Source organism: Ferrovum myxofaciens (assembly GCF_013181415.1).
In the GTDB taxonomy this organism is placed as follows: domain Bacteria; phylum Pseudomonadota; class Gammaproteobacteria; order Burkholderiales; family Ferrovaceae; genus Ferrovum; species Ferrovum myxofaciens.
This window is the reverse complement of sequence record NZ_CP053676.1, coordinates 2,403,327-2,429,673: the sequence shown is the minus strand read 5'-3', so window position 1 is coordinate 2,429,673 and position 26,347 is coordinate 2,403,327. Positions and strand designations below refer to the sequence as shown.

21 protein-coding genes and 1 pseudogene are annotated in these 26,347 nt (G+C 56.0%); 7 read left to right on the top strand and 15 right to left on the bottom strand.

The genetic code is table 11. The features are described from left to right. The first annotated feature begins 89 nt into the window (after positions 1–89). Positions 90–1,373, top strand: a complete 1,284-nt coding sequence (eno, locus tag HO274_RS11990) for a phosphopyruvate hydratase (RefSeq protein ID WP_273119934.1) — start codon at positions 90–92, stop codon at positions 1,371–1,373. A gap of 330 nt (positions 1,374–1,703) precedes the next feature. On the opposite strand, the gene HO274_RS11985 is transcribed toward eno, so the two are convergent. From HO274_RS11985 to HO274_RS11940, 9 genes and pseudogenes are all read right to left on the bottom strand, one after another. Further along, the gene (locus HO274_RS11985) at positions 1,704–2,915 is read right to left on the bottom strand and encodes an ISAzo13 family transposase (RefSeq protein ID WP_273118831.1); all 1,212 of its coding nucleotides are present in this window, start codon (positions 2,913–2,915) and stop codon (positions 1,704–1,706) included. 54 nt (positions 2,916–2,969) lie between these two features. Beyond that, positions 2,970–5,798, bottom strand: a complete 2,829-nt coding sequence (locus tag HO274_RS11980) for an ATP-binding protein (protein WP_273119931.1) — start codon at positions 5,796–5,798, stop codon at positions 2,970–2,972. Continuing rightward, positions 5,795–6,877 (bottom strand): PDDEXK nuclease domain-containing protein, encoded by a 1,083-nt coding sequence (locus tag HO274_RS11975; RefSeq protein ID WP_273119930.1) that lies wholly within the window; start codon positions 6,875–6,877, stop codon positions 5,795–5,797. The genes HO274_RS11980 and HO274_RS11975 overlap by 4 nt, the downstream gene beginning before the upstream one ends. A 9-nt stretch (positions 6,878–6,886) precedes the next feature. Then, positions 6,887–8,805, bottom strand: a pseudogene (locus HO274_RS13635) (DUF1156 domain-containing protein). 12 nt (positions 8,806–8,817) lie between these two features. Next, positions 8,818–9,408: a retron system putative HNH endonuclease gene (locus HO274_RS11960; RefSeq protein ID WP_273119924.1), complete on the bottom strand. Its 591-nt coding sequence runs from the start codon at positions 9,406–9,408 to the stop codon at positions 8,818–8,820. Positions 9,409–9,410: 2 nt separating this feature from the next. Further along, positions 9,411–10,787 (bottom strand): AAA family ATPase, encoded by a 1,377-nt coding sequence (locus tag HO274_RS11955; protein WP_273119922.1) that lies wholly within the window; start codon positions 10,785–10,787, stop codon positions 9,411–9,413. After that, positions 10,775–14,305 carry a helicase-related protein gene (locus tag HO274_RS11950; RefSeq protein ID WP_273119920.1) on the bottom strand — a complete coding sequence of 1,177 codons (3,531 nt, stop codon included), beginning with the start codon at positions 14,303–14,305 and terminating at the stop codon, positions 10,775–10,777. The genes HO274_RS11955 and HO274_RS11950 overlap by 13 nt, the downstream gene beginning before the upstream one ends. Positions 14,306–14,319: 14 nt before the next feature. Beyond that, positions 14,320–15,201, bottom strand: coding sequence for a helix-turn-helix transcriptional regulator (locus HO274_RS11945; protein WP_273119918.1), 882 nt, complete (start codon positions 15,199–15,201; stop codon positions 14,320–14,322). A 196-nt stretch (positions 15,202–15,397) separates the two neighbouring features. Then, entirely contained in the window at positions 15,398–15,763 is a 366-nt protein-coding gene (locus HO274_RS11940; RefSeq protein WP_273119916.1) for a hypothetical protein, read from the bottom strand. 203 nt (positions 15,764–15,966) lie between these two features. On the opposite strand from HO274_RS11940, the gene HO274_RS11935 reads away from it, so the two are divergent. Then, on the top strand, positions 15,967–16,185 hold the full coding sequence (locus HO274_RS11935; RefSeq protein WP_273119914.1) for a hypothetical protein: 219 nt from the start codon (positions 15,967–15,969) through the stop codon (positions 16,183–16,185). Positions 16,186–16,208: 23 nt separating this feature from the next. On the opposite strand, the gene HO274_RS11930 is transcribed toward HO274_RS11935, so the two are convergent. The 5 genes from HO274_RS11930 to HO274_RS11910 all read right to left on the bottom strand — a co-directional run bounded on the left by HO274_RS11930 (position 16,209) and on the right by HO274_RS11910 (position 21,290). Beyond that, positions 16,209–16,583, bottom strand: coding sequence for a transposase family protein (locus tag HO274_RS11930; RefSeq protein ID WP_273119912.1), 375 nt, complete (start codon positions 16,581–16,583; stop codon positions 16,209–16,211). A 48-nt stretch (positions 16,584–16,631) separates the two neighbouring features. Then, positions 16,632–17,216 carry a Druantia anti-phage system protein DruA gene (locus HO274_RS11925; protein ID WP_273119910.1) on the bottom strand — a complete coding sequence of 195 codons (585 nt, stop codon included), beginning with the start codon at positions 17,214–17,216 and terminating at the stop codon, positions 16,632–16,634. Between the two features lie 311 nt (positions 17,217–17,527). Further along, positions 17,528–18,595 (bottom strand): IS1595 family transposase, encoded by a 1,068-nt coding sequence (locus HO274_RS11920; RefSeq protein WP_273119908.1) that lies wholly within the window; start codon positions 18,593–18,595, stop codon positions 17,528–17,530. A gap of 345 nt (positions 18,596–18,940) precedes the next feature. Continuing rightward, complete coding sequence (locus HO274_RS11915; protein ID WP_273119906.1) at positions 18,941–19,618, bottom strand: CBS domain-containing protein; 678 nt, start codon at positions 19,616–19,618, stop codon at positions 18,941–18,943. 472 nt (positions 19,619–20,090) lie between these two features. Then, positions 20,091–21,290: an NnrS family protein gene (locus HO274_RS11910; protein WP_273119904.1), complete on the bottom strand. Its 1,200-nt coding sequence runs from the start codon at positions 21,288–21,290 to the stop codon at positions 20,091–20,093. Between the two features lie 209 nt (positions 21,291–21,499). Here HO274_RS11910 and HO274_RS11905 point away from each other — a divergent pair, with 209 nt between their 5' ends. The 4 genes from HO274_RS11905 to HO274_RS11890 all read left to right on the top strand — a co-directional run bounded on the left by HO274_RS11905 (position 21,500) and on the right by HO274_RS11890 (position 24,620). Continuing rightward, positions 21,500–22,222: a ferredoxin--NADP reductase gene (locus HO274_RS11905; RefSeq protein ID WP_273119903.1), complete on the top strand. Its 723-nt coding sequence runs from the start codon at positions 21,500–21,502 to the stop codon at positions 22,220–22,222. Positions 22,223–22,242: 20 nt separating this feature from the next. Next, positions 22,243–22,593, top strand: a complete 351-nt coding sequence (locus HO274_RS11900; protein WP_062188351.1) for a DUF488 domain-containing protein — start codon at positions 22,243–22,245, stop codon at positions 22,591–22,593. A gap of 200 nt (positions 22,594–22,793) precedes the next feature. Further along, positions 22,794–23,375: a uracil-DNA glycosylase family protein gene (locus HO274_RS11895; protein WP_273119901.1), complete on the top strand. Its 582-nt coding sequence runs from the start codon at positions 22,794–22,796 to the stop codon at positions 23,373–23,375. A 90-nt stretch (positions 23,376–23,465) separates the two neighbouring features. Next, on the top strand, positions 23,466–24,620 hold the full coding sequence (locus tag HO274_RS11890) for a cytochrome P450 (RefSeq protein WP_062188349.1): 1,155 nt from the start codon (positions 23,466–23,468) through the stop codon (positions 24,618–24,620). Positions 24,621–24,872: 252 nt separating this feature from the next. Here the strand turns inward: HO274_RS11890 and HO274_RS11885 are convergent, their stop codons facing one another. Next, positions 24,873–25,124, bottom strand: coding sequence for a hypothetical protein (locus HO274_RS11885; protein WP_273119900.1), 252 nt, complete (start codon positions 25,122–25,124; stop codon positions 24,873–24,875). A gap of 119 nt (positions 25,125–25,243) precedes the next feature. On the opposite strand from HO274_RS11885, the gene HO274_RS11880 reads away from it, so the two are divergent. Further along, positions 25,244–26,242: a Druantia anti-phage system protein DruA gene (locus HO274_RS11880; RefSeq protein ID WP_273119899.1), complete on the top strand. Its 999-nt coding sequence runs from the start codon at positions 25,244–25,246 to the stop codon at positions 26,240–26,242. Positions 26,243–26,347: the final 105 nt, after the last annotated feature.

Here is a 26,347-nt window from a genome sequence, read left to right as displayed (position 1 = left end):
AACGGGGAGCAGTAAGTGTAGGCACAGGGTTGCAACTGTTAAGGTTAATCTGGATGAACAACTAAATTTCAAACGCTCAAGGAGGTTTTATGTACACCCGCATCGAAAAAATTCACGCACGTGAAATTCTGGACTCGCGCGGCAATCCCACAGTGGAGGTGGAAGTTACTCTTGAGGACAGTTCATTCGGTCGCGCCGCAGTACCGTCCGGCGCATCTACCGGGGTCCACGAGGCGTTGGAATTGCGAGACGGCGACAAGAAACGCTACGGCGGCAAGGGCGTGCAGAAAGCCGTCGGCCATGTCAACACCGAGATCGCCGATGCGCTCAACGGTATGGACGCACTCGACCAAGGCGCGGTGGATAGAGCCATGATCGGGTTGGACGGCACACCATATAAAGAAAAATTCGGTGCCAACGCCATTCTCGGCGTGAGCATGGCGACCGCAAGAGCGGCGGCGGATGCCTGCGAGCTCCCGCTGTTCCGTTACCTCGGTGGTACAACGGCAAACCGCCTGCCTGTGCCGATGTTCAACATACTTAACGGCGGTGTACATGCCAACTGGCAAGGCACCGACTTGCAGGAATTCATGATCGCTCCGGTGGGCGCTCCCAATTTCGCCGAAGCGTTGCGCTGGGGCAGCGAGATTTATCACACCCTGAAAACGGTGCTCAAGGACGCTGGCTATTCCACCGGCGTAGGCGATGAGGGCGGCTTTGCACCAGCCTTGAAGCGCAATGTCGAGGCGATAGAGGTAATCCTCAAGGCGATTGAAGGGGCTGGCTACCGGCCCGGCGAGGATGTGGTGATCGCCATCGACCCGGCCTCCAGTGGATTTTACGAAGATGGCCTGTACAACCTGCACACCGAGAAACGCAAGGTGAGTGCTGCCGAGATGGTGGCGATGTACGCAGACTGGGTGAAGAAGTATCCCATCGCCGTGTTAGAGGATGGCCTTGCCGAAGACGACTGGGACGGCTGGAAATTATTGAACCGCGAACTGGGTGACAAGATCGAGCTGGTGGGCGACGACATTTTCGTCACCAACGTCGAGCGCATCCAGCGCGGCATCGACGAGGACATCGCCAACGCAGTGTTGATCAAGCTCAACCAGATTGGCTCGCTCACTGAAACGATTGCAGCGGTACAACTGGCTTACGGCGTCAACTGGGGCGCAATGGTGTCGCACCGCAGCGGCGAGACGGTGGACAGCTTCATCGCCGACCTCACCGTTGCGTTGGGTACCGGTCACCTTAAGACTGGTGCGCCGTGCCGCGGCGAACGTCTAGAGAAGTACAACCAACTGATGCGCATCGAGGAATACCTGGGTGATTCGGCGGTATATGCAGGACGAAAAGCGTTTGTACGCTAAATGGATTGCGGAATTGAAAACAAGCGAAGGTTTCAAGAGTTACAGTGTAGCCGGAATCACGAATTTTCGGCGGTGTCGGCGCCTGAATGTATTCCTTGCCAAAAAATGACCACGTCCATGCGCTGATTTGATGACGGGTAAACCCAGTGTTTGCACCCCCGGATACCAATCATCTGGAACGTTGTCCTGCGGGTGATTCCCATGGAAAAAAAGAATTGGAATTTCTGCTGGACCGAAGTGGTGAGCGGAATCAAGATAAATGAGGGCAGGTTCCCGCTTTTTAATCAAATTGAGTGATGGTAAGGAATCATAAAATAATAACGTGCACTTTTAAGTTGTGTTCGGTGTAATGGTGTAATTCCATTCGCCATGGAAACTATCACGATCCAAACGAATGGCTGCGAACTCGTCATCGGAAACCTTGATGCCTTTTGGATAGAGATTTGTATCCAGTTGCGCCTGAACCTTCAATCCTTTTCGTGTCGTAGTCGCTGCAATTAAATTAACGATAACCTCGTGACTCACCAATGGCTGCCCACGCCAATTCATGCTTATGTATGAGAACAGGCGATGCTCAATTTTGTTCCATTTGCTTGTCCCTGGTGGGAAATGACTAACCCGAATTGGGATGGCAAGTTCATCGGCAAGTTGTTGTAACTCAAACTTCCATAGCCGAACTCGCGAGCCGTTGCTTCCCCCGCCATCCGCCGTGATCATCAGTTCTTTGGCACTGGGGTAAAGTGCTTTTCCCATGGCAAACCACCAGCGCCGAACAGTAGCAACGGCAAAACTCGCCGTGTCGTGATCAGTACCCACGCTGACCCACGCACTATTGCTACCCAAGTCGTAAACGCCATAGGGATTGGCCTTGCCCAGTTCGCCCACAAAATCATGCACATTGACCTCATCCGGCTGTCCTTGCGGGTGCCATTCCTTTCCACCATTTTTGTACTGACCAACCAGCTCCTTCTTCTTGGTATCAACCGAAATGACGGGCTGCCCGGCATTCAAGGCTGTCTCTATTTTCTTGTTGATAAATTCAAACTGAGCATTTCGATCAGGATGACTGGCTCCCTCCAGTGTCTTGCGATTACCTTGCAGGCTATAACCAAGTTCTTTCAACATGGTGCCTACTGACACATGACTGATCTTGTGACCACAAGCAGCCAATTCACCCGACAACTGCATCAGACTTTTGCATGTCCAGCGCAATGGGGACTCCGGGTCGCCTCGCGTAACCGGCTCAACGAGCCGTTCCAGCGCCTCTTTCACCCCGGCGTCCAGTTCTGTCAACTTCTTGCGCCCAGCTCCTGCGCGCCTGATGCGACGAACTTCACCCGTAATCGTGACTATCCCTTGTTCCAACTCCCGAAGACCTGCCAATATCGAACCTCGTGCAACGCCGGTAGCCTCATGAACGCGCTTGACCCCTCCGTGACCAAGCACCTTGGCTTCCACTGCCGCATACAGCCGCCTCTGATGCTCATCAAGAACGCATTCGAGAGCTTCGTACCGCGCCGTGATTAGTTTGTCTGCCTCCATGCACCAAGTGTAGCAGACAATGCATAAAAGTCCATTTTATTTTTTAACGATTCCTTATTCTTCAAATTCCGCATTCTTGAACCGCAGCACGTTGCAGTTCTCCTTCACCGTACGCTGGATGCTGTCATCGAAGCCAGTGGTCGCCTCGGCCTGAATCTCGATGGCAATCTTGACCTTTACGCCGGGCCGCGACGTGAATTGCAGAACGACCTCGTCAACCAGATCGGCAAACTGCTTCTTGGCCTGGATGGCGTCAAGTTCGATGCTGCCGTAGAACTGCTTCTTGAGTGACTGTAGTGTTGCGCCACTACCATTTGGGTAGGTCGGTTTGGCAGAGTCTTCGGCCCTCGGCGGGGCTTCGCCGGTTCCGGTAGCGCCAGGCGCAGTGTCCGTCGGCTTCGGTCGTGCGGCCTCCTCGGCGGCGCGTTGTGCTTCAGCATAGCCAGCTGCGGTAACAGGCTCGATTAGCAGCAGGGACGAATCCAAAAACAGCGATGTGCGCTTGCCGAACGCAAAGCCAACGTAACGGCCATCTTCTTTTCCCTGCGCAAAGCCGAAGAAGTCCCGGCTCTCAGCGCCCGCAGTCAGCGTGTGCAGGAATGCCGCGTTGTCCTTCAGGCGTGGCAAGTAGAGTTGCTGGCAACTCTGCTGCCACACGTTAAGCGCATTGGCTTCCTTGACGTCATCCTTCCAGAACCAGTTCTTGAGCACCGTGGCCAAGTGGATCGGAGCCCACTCGGAGATCAGGAGTTCGTTTTCCTTCAGCACGCGCTCAATTTCCTGAGACAGGTTCTGAGCACCCGGGTTGACCTGGAAGTGCTCCCACTGGACCTCGGACAGGCCCTTGCCGGGTCGAGCCTCTTGCATAGGCGCGACCATCCATTTGTAGGCATCGCGGATCATCCGTCTCAGAACCTCGTTGGAGTCCTCCATGCTCTTACTTGCCTGTCGAGACTGGAACTGATCGAGGTTGAGCTTCATTTCCTTGATGTCGCTCACGATGGATTGCCATGCCAGAGTAGAGCGCACCTGATCCTTTAGGCGGCTGACGCTGTCGTAGTTAGCAGCGAGAAAGATCAGGCGGTTCTGCTTGAAGCGCGGCTGGTCGCCACGGTTCTTCAGAATCTCGGTTGCGCGGTCGATGGCGAGACTCTGACCGCTGCGGCTGAACGCGGCGTCGGGCGGCAGTACCACGAGGCGCAATTGCCAGTCGTCGGGAATATCGCCACTTGCCGTAAAGACGTGGATTCCGCCGAATACGCCGCTGGCAAAAGTCTTCTGCACGCGGTCGCGGATGGCGGGAAATACATCCTCTTTGTCCTGAAATCGACGCTTGCGCTCCTCCATCTCACGGCGCAGGTTCGGGCGGGTATCGAACCAGAAGCGATTGTTGCCGCTGTTCAGGTAATGCAGGCGGTCGCCGAGGCTGCGCAGGGCATCTTTGTAGATGCCAACCTGCTGACCTGGCTGCGCCACGCCCAGTGCGACCCGTTCGAGTTCAATGCCGCGTACCATCTGGTTTGCCGTGCTCGGCGCGCTGCCAAGAAAGATCGCACGTGCCGAACGGCGGCAGGCCTGCACGCTGCCCAGTCGGGGGTCGCGGTTCTCGATCTCGGTGGTTTCGGCACGATCGCCATCCACATCGCGCTCGACGACGGGATCCCAACCCTGCGGCAGGTAATAAATCATCTCGTTGCGAGTATCGGCGTCCTGCAACGGGAAACTGCCCGGCATGATCAACGGGTCTTTGTCGTTGTCCTTCCACAGACGGTGGATGACCTTGGCCATCAATTTCAGCACACCCCGGGTGCGCTGAAAGTTGTCGAGCGACGACCAATCCTCGTACAGGCGGTCGAATACTTCAGGGTGGATGGGGTAAGCGTGCATCAGCCGATCAAAGTATCGGCTCTCCTGAGTCTCGTGCGGAAAATCCTCGCCATTTGCCGTGTAATAGTCGGCGAATGCCCGGCACACTGATTCCGCCGCGAGCTTGTCGTTAATGCTGGAGAACAGACGGCGACGGACGATCTCGAACGCCTCCTCGGTGCCCACTGGCTTCCACAGTGCCTGGATGCGTCCGAAGTAATGCGCCAGGGCGGCGAGTGCATTCACTCCCCGTTGACTGCCGGCTTCCTTGTCCGATTCCGGCAACGAGGCCAATAATACCGCCGTCGGCACGGCTTTCAATGCTTCGGTCAACGCCTGTACAAAACTCAGGTTGGAATCAAAACTGCCCCCGGTCAGCGTCTTGCCCTCTTCGAATTGGCGCACGTAGGCCACCAACTCGTCAATCAGAATGACGCAGGGTGCGTAGCGGCTAATGAGCGTCTCCAGTACGGCTTTGCCGGGAGAGGTGCCCGAGGCATCGGCATCAGCCACCAACGCGTAGCCCTCAGCCTTGCCCAACTGCCAGGCCAGATCACCCCACAGGGTGCGGATCGCCTGACCATCATGCACCACTGGCTGGTTGGGCGAGGACTTGATACCGTCCAGCACGGCAATCCGTGCGCGGGGCAGTTCGGTCACGCCGGCCGCATCAAGGATGGCGGGAACACCCGGCAGGTCGCTGGCGACAGCATCCCCACGGGCCAAGTGATAGACAGCCAGCATCGTGTGGGTCTTGCCACCGCCGAACGCGGTCTGCAACTGGATGACCGGATCGCCCCCGCAGCCTGCAAGCCGCTTGACCACGGAATCGAGCAGCAGTCGCATACCTTCGGTGATAAAGGTGCGCTGGAAAAACAGCGTTGGGTTCTGGTACTCAGGCGTCGCCGTGCCATCATGCACACGCGACAGATCGGCTGCGAATTCGGCTTGCTGGAATGTCCCTTTCAGCACATCTTCATGCGGGACGGCGACTTCGCGCCAAGGTTTCAAACTCATTGTTGTTCTCCCCCGGATTCAGATGTGTGCGGCAACTGGCCGCTGGTGGCGCGCTCGCGGGCCAGTGCAACAATGCGGTGTAATTGCGCCCGCAACAATTTCATGTCAGGAATCTTGTCCAGATATTCTGCCACACGGATATTGGCGCTGTTCAAGTCCAACAACTCGACCTGCTCGGTATCTGCTTCGGTACACAGAATCAGGCCAATCGGCGACTCCTCGCCCTCGACGCGGTCGTACTTGTCCAGCCAGCGCAGATAGAGCTCCATCTGTCCCTTGTGGCTCGGCTGGAATTTTTCCAACTTTAGCTCGACCGCCACCAGACGACGTAAGTGCCGGTGATAGAACAACAAATCAAGGTAGAAATCATCTGCGCCAACACTGATGCGTTTCTGGCGCGCAACAAAGGTAAAGCCAGCACCGAGTTCCAGCAGAAAGCGCTCCATGTCGCGCAGAATGGCCGCCTCAAGATCGCGTTCGCTATAGCCATCGGGCAAACCAAGAAAATCCAGCATGTAGGGGTCGCGAAACACCATATCTGGCGTCATTTGTCCGCCTGCACGCAGATGGCTGATTTTGGCCTCCACCACCGCTTCTGGTTTCTTCGCGATGGCTGAACGCAGGTAAAGTTGACTGCCGATGCGCTCGCGCAAGGTGCGCACACTCCAGCGCTCGATGCGGCACATCTCGGCGTAAAACTCGCGCTCCAGTGGTTTCTTGAGTGGTATCAACGCGATGAAATGGGTCCAGCTCAATTGTCGTACCAGCGATACGACAATCTTCTCGTCAGGAAAAACCTCGGCAAACTGGATCATCCGCGCCAAATTTTTTGCGCCGAAACCCTGCCCATAAGTCAGCATCAAGTCTCTACTCAGTGCAGAGACAATCTGCTCGCCATACCCAGCCCGTCCATCGTGCAACACCTCACGGCGAATACGACTGCCGACATGCCAGTAAAGCATCGTCAGCATACTGTTGGTCGATTCCGCAACCTGGGCTCGCGCTTGCTCGATCAACCCACGTATGTCACCCAGCAAGACATGATGTGCCGGCGATTCGGGTTTTTTTGGGAGGGTCATTATTAATCCTCAAATGTCCAACAATGCCTGCGAGCCGACGATGCCCGCATCCGCCGACGCTTGTTCAATTCCCGACCAAGCGGCGACCAGTTCGTTGTAGGCGCGCGCTTCTTCGGCCCATCCCTTGCGCTCGCACAGCGTGTAAAGGCGGTAAGCCAAAGAACGTATCGGTTCAGCGCGGGCAGGCATGCGGGCAAGCAGCGCACCGGCAGCGGATTCCCCATCCTGATTGAGTGCTCGGATCAGTTGATGCAGCGCCTCCCACACTGGTGTGCGGGTATCAGTTTCCGGCGACCAATCCTTGGGAAGTTCGACCCAGCGCAGCAACCGCAGCTTGCCGCCACCGCTATCGACAACACCGGATGCCTGGAGACCCCCAACGCTGGTACCCTTGGCACGGGCCAGCACATCGGCCTCACCATACCTGCCTTCGGTCCAGCCCTGACCCTCAAACCAGTGCAAGCAGAACTGGGTGTCGTGATCAAAATCGTCCTCAGCGAAAAATCGATTGATGAGTTGCAACGCGGTGCGCACGCTCATTGGCTTGCCGTCGGCTTCGAGCACAGCGGTGTACTGGCTGAATATCGCCATGCCGGGGCCGATGATGGCTTGCGACAAGTCAACCGGCGCGACCGGCGAATTGACCCCGCCACGGGTCATGTCCAGCAACGCCTCAGGCAATGCAGCGTTGAGTTCCCGCAGAAAATCGCGGCGGCTCACCGTCGGCGCATCCAAAGCGCGTTTGCGGCAGACGAGGATGATGCTGGAAGCAAGGGCGTTGGTGCCAGAGCCGATCATGCGATTGCCAAGTTCCGTGCGCATCGGCCAGGTTCCTGTGAGTGCGAAACCTGCGCGCAGCACCGCATCCAGAAAGGTCTCCCAGCCTGTACTATGGGTTCCCGCGTCGCTCTTGGTTTCTGCCTGTTTGAATGCATAATAGATGGTGACGGGGAAAGCCGGATGCGCTTGCTCGGCCAGATTGTGCATGGCGCGCGTCATGCCGTCGAGAAAGAAGGATTCGGCCTCACCCTTGCCGCCATGACGGTAAGGCGTGGCGACCAGTTCTTCGGCTTTGGGCACCGCCAGCGTCGCGTAAAGGCCGGGTTGGGACTTTTCACAGTGCGTGCCCATAGCCAGGCAATGACTGTAAGTTGTTGCCCAACCAATGGCTTCAGATCGGGTCTTTCGGCGGCCATGTCGGCGGTAATCTTGATCTTCGGGTAGAGGTGACCGATGCGCTTTTCGGCCTCGGTACGCATCCACGCGCCGTAACGCCGTACATCTTCGGCCAGCCCATGTGCGCCAGACCAGTGTTCATGCAACTTTTCCTGCCTGTCACTTTCAACGCGCGGCCCGACCGGTGCGCGCCCGGCGAATTTGGGCGGAATCTCGATCATCGCCTTGTTGATGGTCACTGCCACCGGGTTGAGGTCGGAAGCATAACTTTCAAGTCCTAGCCGCTGCGCTTCGAGCGGTAACGCGCCACCACCTGCAAACGGATCGTGGAAGGCGGGCAGTTTGTCGGGATTGAACAACTCGGCGGCCTGTGGATGTCCCTTGTTCAGTTCACAGGTTTCGCGCCAACTGCGCACAATCTCGGCGCGGGCTTGCGCCAGCACTTCCTCGTTGTTGGTGTTTTCCCACAGTACCAGATCTTCGATGATTTTGAACAAACGCTCGCGCTCGATGGCTGCCTTTTCCTTGTTCACGCCATACTTAAAGCCGCCGCCCTGTTGGTAGCCGGGATCGTTGACCATTTGCGCAAAGATGACAGCCCGAGCGGCGGCCAGCGGACGACGTGCCCACCACAGGTGCAGCGTCGACGGGTGACCGTGACGGATGGATTTCTCGCGTGCTGCCGCTACGTTGATGGCATCAAGAGGTAAAGCAACCTCAATCAGTTTCTTGGGCGTTTTAATGGAGATCATCGGTCTGCTCGGTCAGATGGAGGTCGCCAGAATGTGCCGGAACGGTGCATTCAGCAGGAATGACGGTAAGTCGTTGGGTGCTTGCGCCAGAACAGCCACCGCGCTTTTAAGCCAGCGTCGGCGTTCATCGACTAGGTTGGAGTCCTTGTTAAGGCCAAGCATGTCGCGGGTCTGGTGTACCTGATGCATCCGGTTCCGATTCAAGCCCACAATGGGCTCAATGGTGCCGGCAGTCGATAGCGTCCAGTCGGCATTGCAGCCAGGACCAGGTTCAATTGGTAGCAGGCCGTTGTTCTTCTTTTGCCCACAAGTTTTTGGGTTTATGCAACTGTGGGCGTAGTTGGTGTAGGTGAAGCACAAATGCGGGTGAGCGTTCGGTCCGGCTTTTGGCTTAATGTGTTCCACCTGCCCCTTGCTGCTCTTAAGTTTGCTTTCGCAATAGACGCACAAACCACCCTGATCCTGATTCAGGTCGGCCTTCACTGCGGTCTTCACCGGCTGGAATCCGAGGCTGTCAAAGTCAGGGACACCGATACCGGGGTGCAAAGCGACAAAAACCGTCAGTGCTGGCGTGGGAATCTCTCGATGCTGAAGTTCAACCATGCTCAGCCCGCCTTGCCTGTCTTGTGCGTAGCAAGAAAACGCCAAGTCATCAGGTCGCTTTCATGTATCTGGTAACCTACCCTGTCGAGTTCAGCCTTCAGTTTGATTGCATCGGGTGTTTCTTCCTGCCCGGAACGGACCAGTTGCTCGTAGCTTCGGATGGTTTCCTGCAACGGTAGTTCGGGTTCCCTGTGTGTGCCCATCACTTTGGCCAGGGCATCGCCGGATTCGTGCGCCAGGGGGCTGAAGTCCGGCTTATTGGCCTCGAAACCAGCTTCGGTGGGTTGGAGAATGCGGATGTGATCACGGTTCACCGTAGTCAACACCTGCGGACTGTGTGTGGTGACGATGAATTGCAGCGCCGGGAATGCCGTGGTCAAGCTTTGCAATACGACTTGCTGCCATTCGGGGTGCAGGTGCATGTCCACCTCGTCGATCAACACCACACCTGACGTTTTACTGGCTGCCAGAAAGCCAAGCTGCGGGTTCAGTTTGGTTGCGCGAAAGGCGATGTCGGCCACCATGCCTATCATGTTGCGAATGCCGTCGCTAAGCAGCGCAACAGGTAATTCGCCATGTTGATCATGGTGGGCGACGAGTTCCTCGCGAGACAGCGAATAGGCGATATCTTTCCATCCTCCTGGGATAAGACATGTGTTGACCGCGCTGCTAATCGATTCAAGGTAGCGATCAAACTCGGTAGGTTCGTAATTACGACCAGCTTTGCTTGCTTCCAGTTGCCCCTTGAATGCGTTGGTGCTCCAATACCGAAACCACGCGACGAAGGACTTGTAGCTGGAGCCTGGATCCAGGCAATCGGTATATCCAATCGTGCGGGATGTGCGGGGTAACTTGCCCTCCATGAGTTTCTTTTGCTGCCACAAGCGTCCCGTGCCGTAGTAGGCTAGTAAAGGCAGCGTGGCATCGGCACCAGGAGTCCGCACGGCCTCTTGCAGGCGCTTGCCGTAGTCGATCAGCTCCTTGGCGTCCTTGATGGTGGTTTTTGCCTTGGTTGGCCCGGCCAGGCTGCGCTTCCATGTTGTGCTGGGATGTCCGCCATCCAATTGGTCAATCAGACTGCCAGGAATGAATCCTGTCGCCTCCAGACGGACGCCCTTGGGCGCGTACTCCATCTCATTGGTTGCTGTCTCACGGACACTTGTCAGACGGATATCGCTCGGTTCGAAATGCCTCCCTACGCTTTCGTCGAAAGCTCCGACATACGGCCCGAATGCGACTGCGATGGCATCCAAGATGGAGGTCTTGCCAGCGCCGTTTGAAGCCACGAGGACAGTGAGTTGCTCGTGAAAGTCGATATCAATTGAGTCGAAGCAACGGTAATCCCACAACCTTAGTTTTTGTATGTTCAAGTTTGGCATAGGGCCTCCGCTCGTTTCAGAAGTTCATTCAAACCCATATTAATGCTGGTGACTGCCCAATCCGGCTCCTGTGTGAACGGCTTGGTCACGTAGAACGGCCCCTCGTGCCGGTCGCCATCTACCAGGACGATGGCCAGGATGAACTTGTCCTGCTGATTCAGTCCGTAGAGGATTTCGTTGCGGGTGACGGTAATCGTGCTGCTACCCTTGGCGCGACCCTTAACCTCGATGTGGCGCGATGCGGGCAATTTGCCATCAACCGCCTTCGGCAGACTGGTGACGTCCCAGCCGCACTTTTGCGCCGAGACATCGATGACCTCGTGGCCGAGGCCACGCTCGACATCCATAACGGCATTCATCGCCACCCATTCCACCCGCGCTCGGGCGTCGGCATCCGCCGTCCACCCGGGCTGCCCTTGGCGCTGCGCCAGCAGCCCAGCAGGGATCACCAGCGCGCCACCGGCCACCACGGGTGTAGCGGAGATCACGTGGCGCATGGCCAGCAGTTCCTTCTCGCGGGACTCCCGGCGTGCTGTTAGATCGTCAATGGTGCGGCGGACGTTTTCCAGGGTAAGGCGCACGTCCTTGCCTGCTGCGATATCGTCCTTCAGCTTGATATAACGATCCGACCAGTAGTTGATTTCCTTGACCAGTCGCTCTTGAACAGCGGCCAGGGTCTTGTCCACATGCTTTTCACGACGAGTGCGTACTTCGTCGAAGTGCCCCGGCACTAAATGTGTGGAAGCGTGAGCCAATGCCTGTTGCTCGAGGTTTTGCGTGATCCACGGCGCAGCCAATACGTCATCGATCAGGCTCATTTCCGACTTGCCGATGGGCTCGAGGTCGAGGTGAGGCGCCCAGCCAGCATTGACCGCCCCGCCCTGTGGATCGATCTCCACGAACTGCATGCGGCGGGAAACGACGTGGGCGGGGTCGCCACCTTCCTTCACGGAGTGGTCAATGATGAACATCACCTTGGGCGTGATGCCCATGTCGCTGGGATCGACCAGCACCGTACCCTGTTTGAGCTTGTTGCGGTGTTGCTCCATGACGAGGTCGGTGACCGATTGCATCAATGGATGACCCGGATGCATCAGGCTGGCCATCGGCGCGCCGATCCGGTCGGTGAGGCGCACGTATTGCTTCTCGAAGCACACGCGTTCGTATTTGCGTAGAACGGGGTCGAGGTTGCGGCGATCGCGCCCGGTGATCTGGCGGTCGCGTTCGCGGATGTTGGCCGGAACGTGGGTGATCTCGTAGCGGCCGGGCTCGCGGGGGCGCAATGCGCCGCCGAGTTGCTGGAATGCCTGGTTGAAGAATGAGCGGATGAAATAGGGTTGAAGTTTGCGGGCTTCGGCCTTTTCCATCTCCTCCTTGACGGCGAACAGTCGCCGCTCGTCCATCACTTCTTCACAAAGGGCGTTACGCTTGATGATGGTTTCGAGATGCTGGGTATCAAGCGCTCCTTCAACCTTGCGGTGCAGGCGAGCGCGAACTTCGGGGTCGGCACCGTAGCGGATGGCCTCAATCAGCAGATCTTTGAGGCTCTTGTCCTCAAACACTTCACCAAGAATGTCGAACACGCGACCACCCAGGGCGGCACGCTCGATTTCCAGTTTTTCAAACAGGCGTTGAAAAACGTCACCCTCTCGGGTCTCGTTGGCTACCATGTTCCAGAGATGGCAGACCTCGGTCTGGCCGATACGGTGGATGCGCCCGAAACGCTGCTCCAGACGGTTAGGGTTCCAGGGTAGGTCGTAATTGACCATCAGGTTGGCGTTCTGCAGGTTGACGCCTTCACCCGCCGCGTCGGTGGCAACCAGCACGCGCGTGGTCGGGTCGTTACGGAATAACTCCTGCACCTTGCGGCGTTCCTCGCGCTTGACGCCGCCGTGGATCACCACCACGGCTTCTTCATGGCCGATCAGACCACGAATCTTGACCGAGAGGTAATTCAGCGTGTCGCGGTGCTCGGTGAAGATGATGAGTTTGCGCTGACGACCTTCGGTGTCGTGCATCTCGGGTGTGTTCTGCAGCAGTTTGGATAGCTCGTCCCACTTGCGGTCCTGGCCGGAGTGGACGACCTGCCGGGCCTGCTCCTCCAACCCTTCGAGGATGATGATCTCGGCCTCGAGTTCCTGGATCGTCTGCGCTGCCGTGGCCTGATCGACCACGGCTTCCTCGAAGTTTTCGTAATCGTCGGGCGAGAGCGCGTCGTCGGATTCCCAAATATCCTCGGGGGCGTTGTTAAATCCATTCGGCCCTAGAGTCTCAGCCAACGACTGGCCACGCTGGCGCAGTTTTTCTTCTTCGACCCGGCGCGTGAGTTTGTGGCGGCGACGCTTGAGTGACTGGTAAATAGCTTCCGGGCTGGAGGCCAAGCGGCGCTGCAAGGCTGTGAGGGCGAAGCCCACCGTGCCCTTACGTTGCCCATCGAGCTGATCCGCTCGATTCATTTCCTCCTTCACGTAGTCGGTGACGGCGGCGTAGAGCGCGGCTTCGGGATCTGAGAGCTTGTAATTGGTGGTGTAGGCGCGGCGTTCGGGGAACAGTCGCGTACCATCGAAACGCAGCATGTCTTCCTTGACCATGCGATGCATCAGGTCAGTGACATCAACCTTGTGCGCACCGTCGCGGAACTTGCCGTAGAAGCGGTCGGAATCCAGTAGCGACATGAACAGTTGGAAGTCTTCTTCCTTGCCGTTGTGCGGCGTAGCAGTCATCAGCAGGAAGTGGCGCGTGACCGATCCCAGCAGTTCGCCCAACTGGAAGCGCTTGGTCTTGTTGACCTTGTTGCCGAAGTAGCTGGCCGAGAGCTTGTGCGCTTCGTCCACCACAATCAGGTCCCAATGCGACAGGCGCAACTTTTCCTGCAGGTCTTCGTTGCGGGACAACTGGTCGACTCGGGCGACCATCAGATCGATGTCATCGAACGGGTTGCCACTACGGGACTGCTCAACCTGCTCGCGCGAAAACAGCGTGAATGTCAGGCCGAATTTCTCGAACATTTCGTCCTGCCACTGCTCAACCAGGCTGCCAGGGGCCACAATCAGCACGCGCTTGGCGTCGGCCCGCATCAGCAACTCACGGATGAATAGGCCGGCCATGATGGTCTTGCCAGCACCGGGGTCGTCCGCCAAAACGTAGCGCAGCGGCTGGCGCGGCAGCATCGACTCATACACGGCCGTGATCTGGTGCGGCAAAGGTTCTACGTTCGACGTGTGGACGGCCATCATCGGGTCGAACAGGTGGGCCAGATTGATTCGGTAGGCTTCGGCGGCGAGTTTGAATTCCTCGCCCGGCGCATCGAATGCCCACGGGCGACCGGCCTCGGCAAGAGACAATTTGGCCTCATCCGTGCGAAACAGCATCCGCTCCAGAAGCTTGCCATCCGACGTCTTGTAGTAGACGGTGAGCGCGTTGCCGCCAACGGGCTCCGTTGTGACGACGCGCACCACTTGCCCAGGCTCAATGCCGGAAATGGCAGCATTCTTCTTGATGTCTTCGAGTTTTAGCATTTACAATTTCTTTCCTAAGTCTCGTAACCGGGCGCAAGCACGAGGTTGGTTACTCCATAGAGCGCCTGTCGATTTTTGAGCCACAAGTGGAATTCGGTACCCTTGAGACTGTGATCCTCCGTGCAGTCTACATTCCATCGGCGCATCAGGTACCCAGCCATCGCCGCACGCACGCGCATCCGCAACACTCCGTTTTGCATGCCGTATTCGGCCTCAATCGTGTCTGGATGCTGCACATTGGCCGGGTGGGGCACCAACTCAATTTCCGCAATCCGGTTCCACTGAATATCTTGATCCGCAGTTTCATGCTCCTGCACAGGTCCCGCGAGTAGTCGCACGTCTGCGATTCGATTCAGCACGAAATCCCGGAAATCTCCACTACGACGATCGAAGCCCCGCACATGCCATCTCTGACCGTTATCGGCCAAAGCAAAGGGAACGAACTCTCGAGTGGTTAAGCCGCTCGAGAGTGCACGGTACGAAAGCTCCACCGCTGATTTTTTGTAGATCGCCCGCGTTAACACGGACAGCATTTCGAGGTCGAGATGACTCGACAGGGTAGACCCCTCGCAGGCAACTAACGAGCGCAACCGTGACGGCTCTCCATCGCCAAACCCCAGCGACAGCCACGTCAGCACGCGTTCCGCCGAGAACTCAAACGCCGGGCGGAACCAATCGCTCCGGACATATACTTTGACCCTGGTGTCGTAATCGAGATTGCGGGGTGCGATATCCTTGTACTGGCCGATGTCGCGGGTCGCCGCGGCCGCCTGAATGCCAAACCGTGTGACCAAGTCCTGACGGCGAATCTCGCCAAGAAATCGCAGCCGCAACTCGATGAATGCCAGGCGGTCGCGTTGTGGCTGGGTCATATCTGAAATCTGTGTGCTGGACATCTACCTATGGTTCCGGGCGGTCTATCGTCATTTTATCGCGCAGTTTATGCGTATGAATATACTCTGTCAAGCATTGTATTTTGTTATTGCGTGCGACGCTTTTTGATTACGATATGCCTGCAAGCAGCCGACCACTCAGCACCAGAATGACCGGACAGGGAAACAACCATAGAAAACAAACACGGTAAATTTGTTCTCAATTTCTGAGCGACACAGTTGCCGAATTGTTTGTCATCCGCAGGTAGTCGAAGACGAGGCGTGTGCGGAAGCTGAGTTTGCGCATCAACTCGGCGATGGATTGATTGGGTTTCTGGAATGACTTGAGTATCCCGACCGCGAAGCGGCGCAGACGGGAAATGTTTTCCGGGCCAAAACCGGTATGGATACGGCTGCGATCCTCATCATAGTTCCAGTCGATGATGTAATGAACGCTTTCGATGCTCCAATGCCCTCGGTTGACGGCCAGCACCCGTTGCGGTGAGGCTTCTTGCGGAGTGCGGCTCGTCAACCCCAGTGCAATTTCACGCGAATAATCCCCGGTTTTTTTCCCGGATGGATTCACGCTCGATCAGAAAAAACCTGACCAACATGGGGGGAAATCGAGGTAGGCATTGAGCGCCGTGCTGCACCAAATACGCCGCGTCTCGATGCGACCATGATCGGCAGAACTCATCTCGACGAAGTCGGCGGGCCCGCGCTTCTCGAACAGCAACGCGATATCGCGTTGCAGCCCGGGTTGGTTGCCGCCCTGGCGGTGAAGTGATAATGCGCCTGCTGCTCAACGATATAGTTTGCCAGTGCGCGCTGGGTCAGCAGAGCGTCGCCCGTGATATCGACACCTGCGAGGTCACAGGTGTCGAGCAACGGAATCGCCATGCCGATTTCGTTCGTGCGCTTCTGCTCATCACTGCCCCTTTACGGGCAAGGTACCGACTTTTTTTGGGCGTGACAGATTTTTGGATTGATGCCCGACAACGCTCATGATATGAGCCTGATGTCCCGCCTCGTCAATGGCATTCTTCATGGTCTTGCCATCGAGTGCCAACGCATCGTCTTTCTTCCCCCCACGCCGCGTTCCAGGCATTGAGTGCCCGATCCAGCGCGTCCGGTTCGATGCGAACCAGGCAGTCGCGAATGACGAATTCACTAGGGACGACATAACTTCCCTTCTCACGCCGACAACCGAACCGCTCGCGGGCTTTCTGTCCCAAGGCATCGGCCCAATCAGAGATGGCTTTATAGCCGCGCATGCCGCACAGCGTTGCTCCCGCCGCAATGCCCAGTACGACAGGCAGGCGATGACGTATCCCATGAGCGCGGCGCGGATCGGAAACCATCGTGAAACACTGCGGCAGCATGCGCATCTGTTCGGCATTGAGCATGATCTTGGGGGGCTCCTGTGAGTTGAAGGTGTGCTCGGTTGGGATGGGTCAATTGCCCCCTGAGGATTGCGACACAGGGGGGGCGAACAAAGACCCGCTTGGGGGGCATCGGCTTCCGCGCTGTAGCCTTCTCGGGTACGTCGATATCCCTGGGTCAGTCCCAACTCGATCCAGTTGGCTGCGCGATACACGCCACCATGGAAGCGCCGGGGGATCGACAAAGGTCTCCAGCAGCAGTAACGGATGACCAAAGCGCGTCTGCCAATCAGTGACGACCCGGCGTTCGGTCAGCGACAGAACGCGTGAGCCAATATTCGGCCGGTGCCAGTCGGGAAGAATCAAGAAGCGACTATTGTTGGCGATCAGTTTGAGCCGTCCATACTGCGAGCGAAAGTCCCAGCCGATCCACCGGTCACGAACGCCGCATTTCAGCGCCGCCGCCGATATACTCAGTTGCGCTACCCATTCTTCCCGCCAAGTCGCAACGTACCACACCGTTTCACCGATCTTCGGTAGTCCTCCAAGGTAATGGTGGCGCACCATCTGCTCTTGATAGCGCGTCTCCTCGCCCCGTTCCACAGGGCGTACCTGGATCTCTGATAGCACTTTGCTGGCGAGGTTCGTTGGTTCCATTCGGTGATTTATACCGGAAGTCTTCGGCAATGTCCAGCCCTACATGGTAACCAGCTGGTTTTAGTTGCCGTTTACAGGAGGGCAAATTCACCCTGAGAAAACAAATGGCCAAGATTGCCACTGGCACCGAAATGCGGTAGCGGGTTCGATTGCGTAAAAGGGAATCGAACTGACTGTCGTGCGGAAACATGTGGCGGGCGTCAATTTCAGACGAAATCCAGTACGGTTTATGACAGTAACATTCTGATTCCGCAGTGTTCCTAACCAACCCGCACATTTCCGCAAGTGGGGTATTCAGCTTAGTGCTGTGCCTAGCTTCTCCATGGGTGCGAAGGCACAGAAATATCCAGCGAAGCTGGCGCTTTATGGCGAAGCTTGGCTGACACCGCGAACTCATGCGCCACAACTTTTGGCTTGGGATTAGCTACAAGCTCACGGAAGGACATAGGATGCATGGAAATGCACTGTTCGATCAACCTGTAGAAGAGCATGCCCCGATGCGTGGACTTGCGGCGGTTGAACCGAAACGCGAATTCGTCGAGATAGGCCTGCAGGTGTTCCTCCTCGAAGGATCCTTGGTGCGTGCCCATCAGCCAGCGCTTAACCAGCGCGGCGACGCGGTGTACACCCGGCAAGACCTCGTTGGCATCTTTGCCGGAGCCTTTGACGGACGTTCCATGGTGGAGGTATTCGTCTTTGATTGCGCCTGGGTAGGATGTCAGCCCGTCGGTGTAGATGGTCGAGCCCGGTTTGATATGCTTCTGAATAAACGTCTTGAGCGCTTCGGTTTCGGCGTTGGGGATGATTTGCAACCGGCAACGCCCGAAACCCTTGGGGGAAAGAAACTCCACGGCGATGGCGACCAGCACCTTGCCTCCGGCACCGCGCCCGCGCTTGCCGTGCCTGACGCCACCAAAGACAGTCTCATCCACTTCGACATGTCCGGACAGCATGTCGTGCCCCGCATGGCTGATCGCGCACCGGAAACGGTGCAGCATCGCCCAAGCGGTAGGGTAGGAGCCGAAACCAAGGATCCGATGCAGTGTCATGGCGGAAACGCCATTCTTGGCGAAGGTAAAATGCCAGGCAGCGGCAAACCAGACGGTAAGCGGCGTTCTGGTGCGGTGAAAGATTGTCCCCGCCGTGCCGGATATACGGGTAGAGCATCCCTTGCACCACCACCGACCGCATTTCATGCGCCACGCCGTGGAGCCTCCACAATCCGGGCAAACAAAGCCGTGTGGCCAGCGAATCCAATCGAGATAGTCGAGGCAGGCGGCATCATCTGGGAACCACGCCTTAAATTCTGCGTAGTTGCGTGGGTAGTCGACCCCGGCGCGGGGCGCGACGGATCGAACTTGCGGAGTTTTTGATTCCATTGCATAATTCTAACATCACAGCACTAAGCTGAATACCCCACTTCTGGATTTAGTAGACAAGATATTTGCCGAGCCAAAAAAACTATGAGGTAGTCCTGCTGGTTGGAATAGCGAATAAGATTGTGGTGCAGACGAAACAGAAGAAGCGTTTGGGAGATGAGCCGAAGATCTACAGTTTCCATGTGCCCGAAGTGGAGTGCATATCGAAGAGGAAGAAGGCAAAGTCAAATCTGGTCGGTCAGTATTATGATGCGTCAGGCGACGAGTTTCTGCTGAACCGACCATCTACAGACGACCACCTCGAAAGAGGTCTTATTTGACCAGTTTCGACCACAGCACACCCATTTACCCGGGCACATTGATCACACTGACCACCGCGTGTTTGGATTTCCAAATATCCTCTAGCATTGCATCGACACCGGGGCCTATGACCTCCACAACACAAAGAGGACGCGAGTGATTTTGAAGAGTGACATAGGTTATGACTCGGAGTTTATGCTTCTTGGCCTGCTCTGCTACCAGAAAGAAAACATCTTCTCCCTGGGAAATATCAAAAGTGATCCGTTTTCCAGGGGATGATGCCTCGAAAATACTGACAAAGGCCTTGAAAATATCAGATTCTGAAATCAAACCCACCAGCACATCATCTCTAACCACTGGAAGGGCACCAATCTTGTGTTCCCGCATCAAACGCGCCGCGCGTTCGATGGGTTCGTCGGCAGTAACCGTCAGGGGATTACTTTTCATGATCTCTGCAGCAGTGATAACAGCCTCACCAGATTGTTTATACCTCTCTGCCAAGATATCCGCCCCAACGACGGAGAAAGGGTTAATTTCCGCTGGAAAAGCATGCAGAATGTCTGTATGTGAAATAATCCCCAATAGTTTTAAGCCGTTGGGCAATTTTTCTACCACAGGAAGTCGGCGAATGCGCCGGGTTGCCATCAAATTTGCAATTTCATCGATTGGCGTCTCAGGATTCACCGTCAACAGATCCCATGTCATCCACATGCCAACAAACATTTTCACTCCATCGTAACGATATTAACGCGCATTGCCAATTATCAGGCTCACCCCGTATGATGAAACATCAGTGGTGGAGTTTGCCACCAGACCAAAGTTAGAGGCACCAGGGATGGTGCTTGACGGAGGCGGATGTGCATTGCACATCTTACTACGATTCACTACCATGACCGCCGTACACGGTTTCGTGTTGTCGCCTCAGCACCACCACTTCACCTAGGCCAGAACGTTCTCTGGCCTTTTTAGTGCCCCGCCGGAACGCCAATACTGGCGCGGCTTCCCGGTTTCGTGCGAAGGGCGGCAACTGTCAACATACCCCAAATTTCACCGTTTTCTGCCCCCCTGCACTCTCCGTTCTCTGTTTCTGCGAAGGGCGACCTTCGCACGACCCCCCTATCCACGGGGGTTTCCGGCTTCCAGTATGAACGGAATCTTGCCCTTCAGAGGCGACACAGCATTATCTAAGATAGTCCTATCCGGGCTTGCCATCCAGCCGAGGACGCGTCAATATGGACCAGTAGCGTACTGCGTAGAGGCTAAATGCTGTAGCCCACAGCAGCGCCGATAACTGGATACTCACCATATACAATCGAGGCGACGCGATGCCACCAAAGACGCGAACAACCGCCGCAACTTGTATCAGCAGAAACATTGTAAGCTCGAAGCCATCCGCTATCAGAGGCCGACCGGTATGACCGCGGGCGGTCCGGGTCATCATACCTAAGGTCAATCCGCCGATCGCGCCTACGGTGAGCGCATGGGTGGCATACGATCCCGCCAGCAGTTCCAAGGCAAACAGACCACGCAGTAAGAGGTGCACGACTATCCATGCATATGCTGCATGAAGGATCCACACCAGCGGCGTAGCAAGCGTGCGCCACGGCTTCCACAGATACAAGCGCATACCATGCGCCAGTCCACTTGTCAGTGCAACCATGGCGATGACGATCTGGGGCAATTGCAGTAGGTCTGCTACGAACAACAGTATTACAGTACCAAGCGCAAATATTTCTACCAGCGCGTGGCGCGTTGCATTAGCGCCCGGCACGCCGTTATTGGTAAACATCGGTATCAAGCGACCACCCATGACCGCCATGATGAACAGCACCACGTCCAGCGCGAGCTGCAGGCCCAAATGTGGCGACAGTTCGAAGCGTCCCTGCACCGCCAAGTGCACCGCAAGGACCAGCACGCCCATCATCACCAGCAGTCCGACAAAGAAATAGTTTCGGACATTGTGCGATCGCAGCAACGGAATACCAATCGCCGATGCGACTGCGATAGGAAAAGCAGCATTTACTACGGCTGCCGTCATGGCGAATGGTGTTAGCACTAAAACCCTGCCACAGACCCAGAGCGCCGCCAACGCCATCAACGGCACGCCGCTCGGTGTCGGCTGATTCGTCCACACGCGCACGGCAGTCAGCAGAAAGCCCGCGATGACCGCAGTCGTGTATCCGAACAGCATTTCATGACCGTGCCATACCGGCCCCTGCAGGTACGAGAAAGGAAGGTAGCCTGAGAACTGCGCCGCCCAGAGCAGTACGCTGAAGGCACTGAAAAGGCTTGCCAGCAGGTAAAATGGGCGGAAACCTAAATTCCATACCACGAAGCCGGCAGTAGCAGGCGGATCCTTGGGTTGTAGTGGTCGAGCAAGCGGCAGTTCGTTCATGTGAGTTCCTGGCAGTCCAACATGTCGGGCGCGTTGCAACGCGCCAGGTTAGCGGTAGCGGCGATCGCCATTTCGAATAATAGTCTCATTCTTTGCGACTCGTGCACAGATATAATCCGTACAGATTTATTTAACCACTACATAATGACACTGTGCACGGCGTTGTTGCGTGCGCTATATTCTCAACAAAAGTTAAGGAGAATTGCGCCATGCCATTCTACAAAGTCAGATTAAAACGCAAGCGGGAGATCGCTGTCGAAACGATGGCGTTCTATTTTGAAAAACCGCAGGGGTTTGCCTACAAAGCGGGGCAATCTGCGGACTGCACACTGATCAACCCCGCCGAAACTGACGCAGAAGGCGACACACGAGCGTTATCTTTGGCGAGCGCCCCATACGAAAGCGATCTTATGCTGGCGACACGGATGCGCGACACTGCGTTCAAGCGGGTATTAAAAACCATGGAGCCTGGCACGGAACTCACTCTGGATGCTCCTCATGGATCGTTCACTCTCCATAATAATGTGAACATTCCAGCCGTTTTTCTCACCGGCGGTATTGGTGTCACGCCTGTCAGAAGTATTGTTCTTCAAGCGATACACGACAGGGTTCCTCACCGAATTCTTGTTTTCTATTCCAATAAAAGGCCGGAAGATGCGGCATTTCTCGGCGAGTTGATGAAATCTCGCGAGACAAATCCAAACTACACCTTTATCGGCACAATGACACAGATGAAAGAGTCCAGCCGCGAGTGGCATGGAGAAACCGGGTTTATCAGCAAGGCCATGCTCCTGAAATTCATTGATGATCTGACGCTCCCCATCTACTACATCGACGGCCCACCTGCAATGGTGAATGCGATGCGAGAAATACTGAGCGCAGCGGGAGTCGATGATGACAATATCCGCACGGAAGAGTTTTCAGGTTACTGATAGCGGCTTAAGAATAAGTCATGAAAATCAGGATTAAAAGGGTATATGAACCGCCGGATAAGCATGATGGCCGGCGTATCCTCGTGGACAGGCTGTGGCCGCGAGGTTTAACAAAGGAAAAAGCAAGCGTTGATCTGTGGCTCAAAGATATCGCCCCCAGCACGGAACTCCGGAAATGGTTTGGTCATGACCAGGGCAGGTGGGAACAATTCAAGGAACGATATCTCGCTGAACTAAGAGGCAATAGCGAGCAAATCCAACTTTTAAAACAAGAGTTGAACAAGGGCATCGTGACGCTCGTCTATGGATCGAGGGATGAAGAACATAACCAAGCGGTAGTGATCCAGGAAAACAGCGGGTTATTCCATTAGTTGGAGGGAGAAAGCAATGTACAATAGACGGGCGATGGTCACTCTTAACTCGACAGAAGATGTCGAAAGAGACCAACAGCACCGAACAAGGTGCCGCGCCCCACGGCCGTCTATAGTCCGCACTTGGTCGCAACCCACTTCGCTCTGCCTTCCAGCCGTGGTTGAACCTGGTTATTCTCCTGTCACGATAAAATCACCTCATGACTTCATTTGCATCTCTACTTGCTGAGGCCCGCGCCTGCAACATATGCGAGACACATTTGCCACATGGAACTCGGCCCGTTCTACAGATTCACCCGCAGGCTCGGGTATTAATTGCAGGTCAGGCACCAGGAAAAAGAGTTCATGAATCCGGTGTGCCTTTTGATGATGCCAGCGGAGATCGTTTGCGTGACTGGATGGGGGTGACGCGCGAAGTCTTTTACAACTCGAAGCAGATAGCCATTTTGCCAATGGGTCTCTGTTTCCCCGGCACCGGTAAATCCGGCGACCTTCCGCCACGGTCTGAATGTGTGCGTACATGGCGAGATCAGCTTCTCGATCACCTGCGCCATCTTGAGGTTACGCTGGTTATTGGACAGTATGCGCAGGCATATCACATGAACGTAAAGCGATCGTCACTTACCGAGACGGTCCGGGATTGGCGATCCTATTGGCCCGAGATTATCCCTCTTCCGCACCCAAGTCCGCGGAATAATATTTGGCTTGACCGAAATCCATGGTTCGAGAAAGAACTGATCCCCATGCTTCGACGGCGAATGTCCGAAGTACTTAAGGTATGATACGAACTAATTTGGTCGTTATGTAACATAAAAAATTCAGCGTCACGAACAGGGTAAGCCAAGACCACAATAGATGAGGCAGGAATGATCATGAACGACATGCCACAGCAGGATTGGGATCCGAAATCCGCTACGGTCCTGTGCGATCAGCATAAAGCCTATGATGAGATGCGCGAACGGTGCCCGGTTGCTTACAGTGACTTTCTGGGATGGTCCTTGTTTGCGCACGAAGATATTGTTCGAGTCCTGAACGACCCCGATACGTTTAGCAACGTCGTATCCAGGCATCTCTCCGTTCCGAACGGAATGGATCCACCGGAGCACACCGAGTTTCGCGGTATTATCGAACCCTATTTTCGTCCGGAACGCATGGAGGCGTTCGAACCGCAATGTCGCAAGATCGCCGCAAACCTTATTCAGTCGCTGCTGGAGCGTGACAAGGTAGAGTTCATCAGCGAGTTTGCTCAGGAGTTCGCCGTGCGAGTTCAGTGCACCTTTCTCGGTTGGCCGGCGGACATGTACGAACCGCTACGTCTCTGGGCCCTGAAGAATCAGCAGGCGACACTTGCTGAGGACCGGGCTGCCATGACAAAGATCGCCGTCGAGTTCGAGAGTTACGTCGACGAAATGCTGGAGGTTCGGCGCGCAGCCGGCACACAGGCAAGCAATGATGTCACCACCAGCCTGCTGCACCAACGGGTATGGGACAGGTTATTGCGAAAGGAAGAGATCGTCAGCGTCCTGCGCAACTGGACCGTCGGTGAGATCGGCACGATTTCGGCAGCGGTCGGAATACTGGTTCACTACATCTCGGAACGCGCTGATCTTCAGCAACGGCTACGCGCTCAACCATCGTTACTGTCCGGTGCAATCGAAGAAATCCTCCGGATCCACGGACCGCTGGTGGCCAACAGACGCATCACGCTCCGACCTGTGGAAATCGGGGGCCAGAAGATCGGTGCCGGCGAACGGATCTCGCTGATCTGGATATCTGCCAACCGTGATGATCGCGTTTTCGCGAACTCGGGGACGTTTCAGCTGGAGCGTGATCAGTCCTCGAATCTTCTGTATGGTGCGGGCATCCACGTCTGCCCGGGCGCTCCCCTGGCTCGTTTGGAGATGCGAGTGGTTATGGAGGAGTTGCTTGCTCGCACCACCCGGATCGAACCGGTCCCGGACAGTCCACCTACCGGCGCAGTGTACCCAGCCAGTGGTTTTGCCACCTTGCCCCTGCGCCTTCGGTAAGTGTTATGAACAAGGTTGACATAGAAATGGTAGTAACCGCTGGCCTGAGCAGCCGCTCCCAGACGTCCGAATTGCACGCAAGACTCTTCTGCAGATGAAGCCACGACAGTGTTTATAAACATTCCAGATTTAGCCACTTGGCATTAATTTTGCAAGTCCGGTCCTTAAATAAAAGCCAGATGAGACCAGGTAACCAACTGATAATAAAGCGCCGGGCGTCAGTTTGTTTAAGGGCTTTCTTAAGAATTTAGCTTATGACGCGTTTTCAGTAACCATCTGCCGTTGAAGTTCCCAGTCCAGCGGCAGACTTTTACGCACCAGGAACTCAAGCGACAAGGTGCGGGGTTGCCTCCCCTCAAAAATTGCGCTGGCTGTTTGAGGGTCGATGATCACGAGCCTCAGAATTTCCCTGACCCGCGTTACATCCATTCGCTCCCGCCGCGCAATCTCGCCAGCATCTGTCACCACGCCGTCATCGATCTGCTTGCCCCAATAGTGCGCCAACGCAAGAGCCTTCAGTAGCGTAGGCAGGGTGAATTTGCCCTCCTGTAAATGGCAACTAAAACCAGCTGGTTACCATGTAGGGCTGGACATTGCCGAAGACTTCCGGTATAAATCACCGAATGGAACCAACGAACCTCGCCAGCAAAGTGCTATCAGAGATCCAGGTACGCCCTGTGGAACGGGGCGAGGAGACGCGCTATCAAGAGCAGATGGTGCGCCACCATTACCTTGGAGGACTACCGAAGATCGGTGAAACGGTGTGGTACGTTGCGACTTGGCGGGAAGAATGGGTAGCGCAACTGAGTATATCGGCGGCGGCGCTGAAATGCGGCGTTCGTGACCGGTGGATCGGCTGGGACTTTCGCTCGCAGTATGGACGGCTCAAACTGATCGCCAACAATAGTCGCTTCTTGATTCTTCCCGACTGGCACCGGCCGAATATTGGCTCACGCGTTCTGTCGCTGACCGAACGGGTCGTCACTGATTGGCAGACGCGCTTTGGTCATCCGTTACTGCTGCTGGAGACCTTTGTCGATCCCCGGCGCTTCCATGGTGGCGTGTATCGCGCAGCCAACTGGATCGAGTTGGGACTGACCCAGGGATATCGACGTACCCGAGAAGGCTACAGCGCGGAAGCCGATGCCCCCAAGCGGGTCTTTGTTCGCCCCCTGTGTCGCAATCCTCAGGGGCAATTGACCCATCCCAACCGAGCACACCTTCAACTCACAGGAGCCCCCAAGATCATGCTCAATGCCGAACAGATGCGCATGCTGCCGCAGTGTTTCACGATGGTTTCCGATCCGCGCCGCGCTCATGGGATACGTCATCGCCTGCCTGTCGTACTGGGCATTGCGGCGGGAGCAACGCTGTGCGGCATGCGCGGCTATAAAGCCATCTCTGATTGGGCCGATGCCTTGGGACAGAAAGCCCGCGAGCGGTTCGGTTGTCGGCGTGAGAAGGGAAGTTATGTCGTCCCTAGTGAATTCGTCATTCGCGACTGCCTGGTTCGCATCGAACCGGACGCGCTGGATCGGGCACTCAATGCCTGGAACGCGGCGTGGGGGGAAGAAAGACGATGCGTTGGCACTCGATGGCAAGACCATGAAGAATGCCATTGACGAGGCGGGACATCAGGCTCATATCATGAGCGTTGTCGGGCATCAATCCAAAAATCTGTCACGCCCAAAAAAAGTCGGTACCTTGCCCGTAAAGCGGCAGTGATG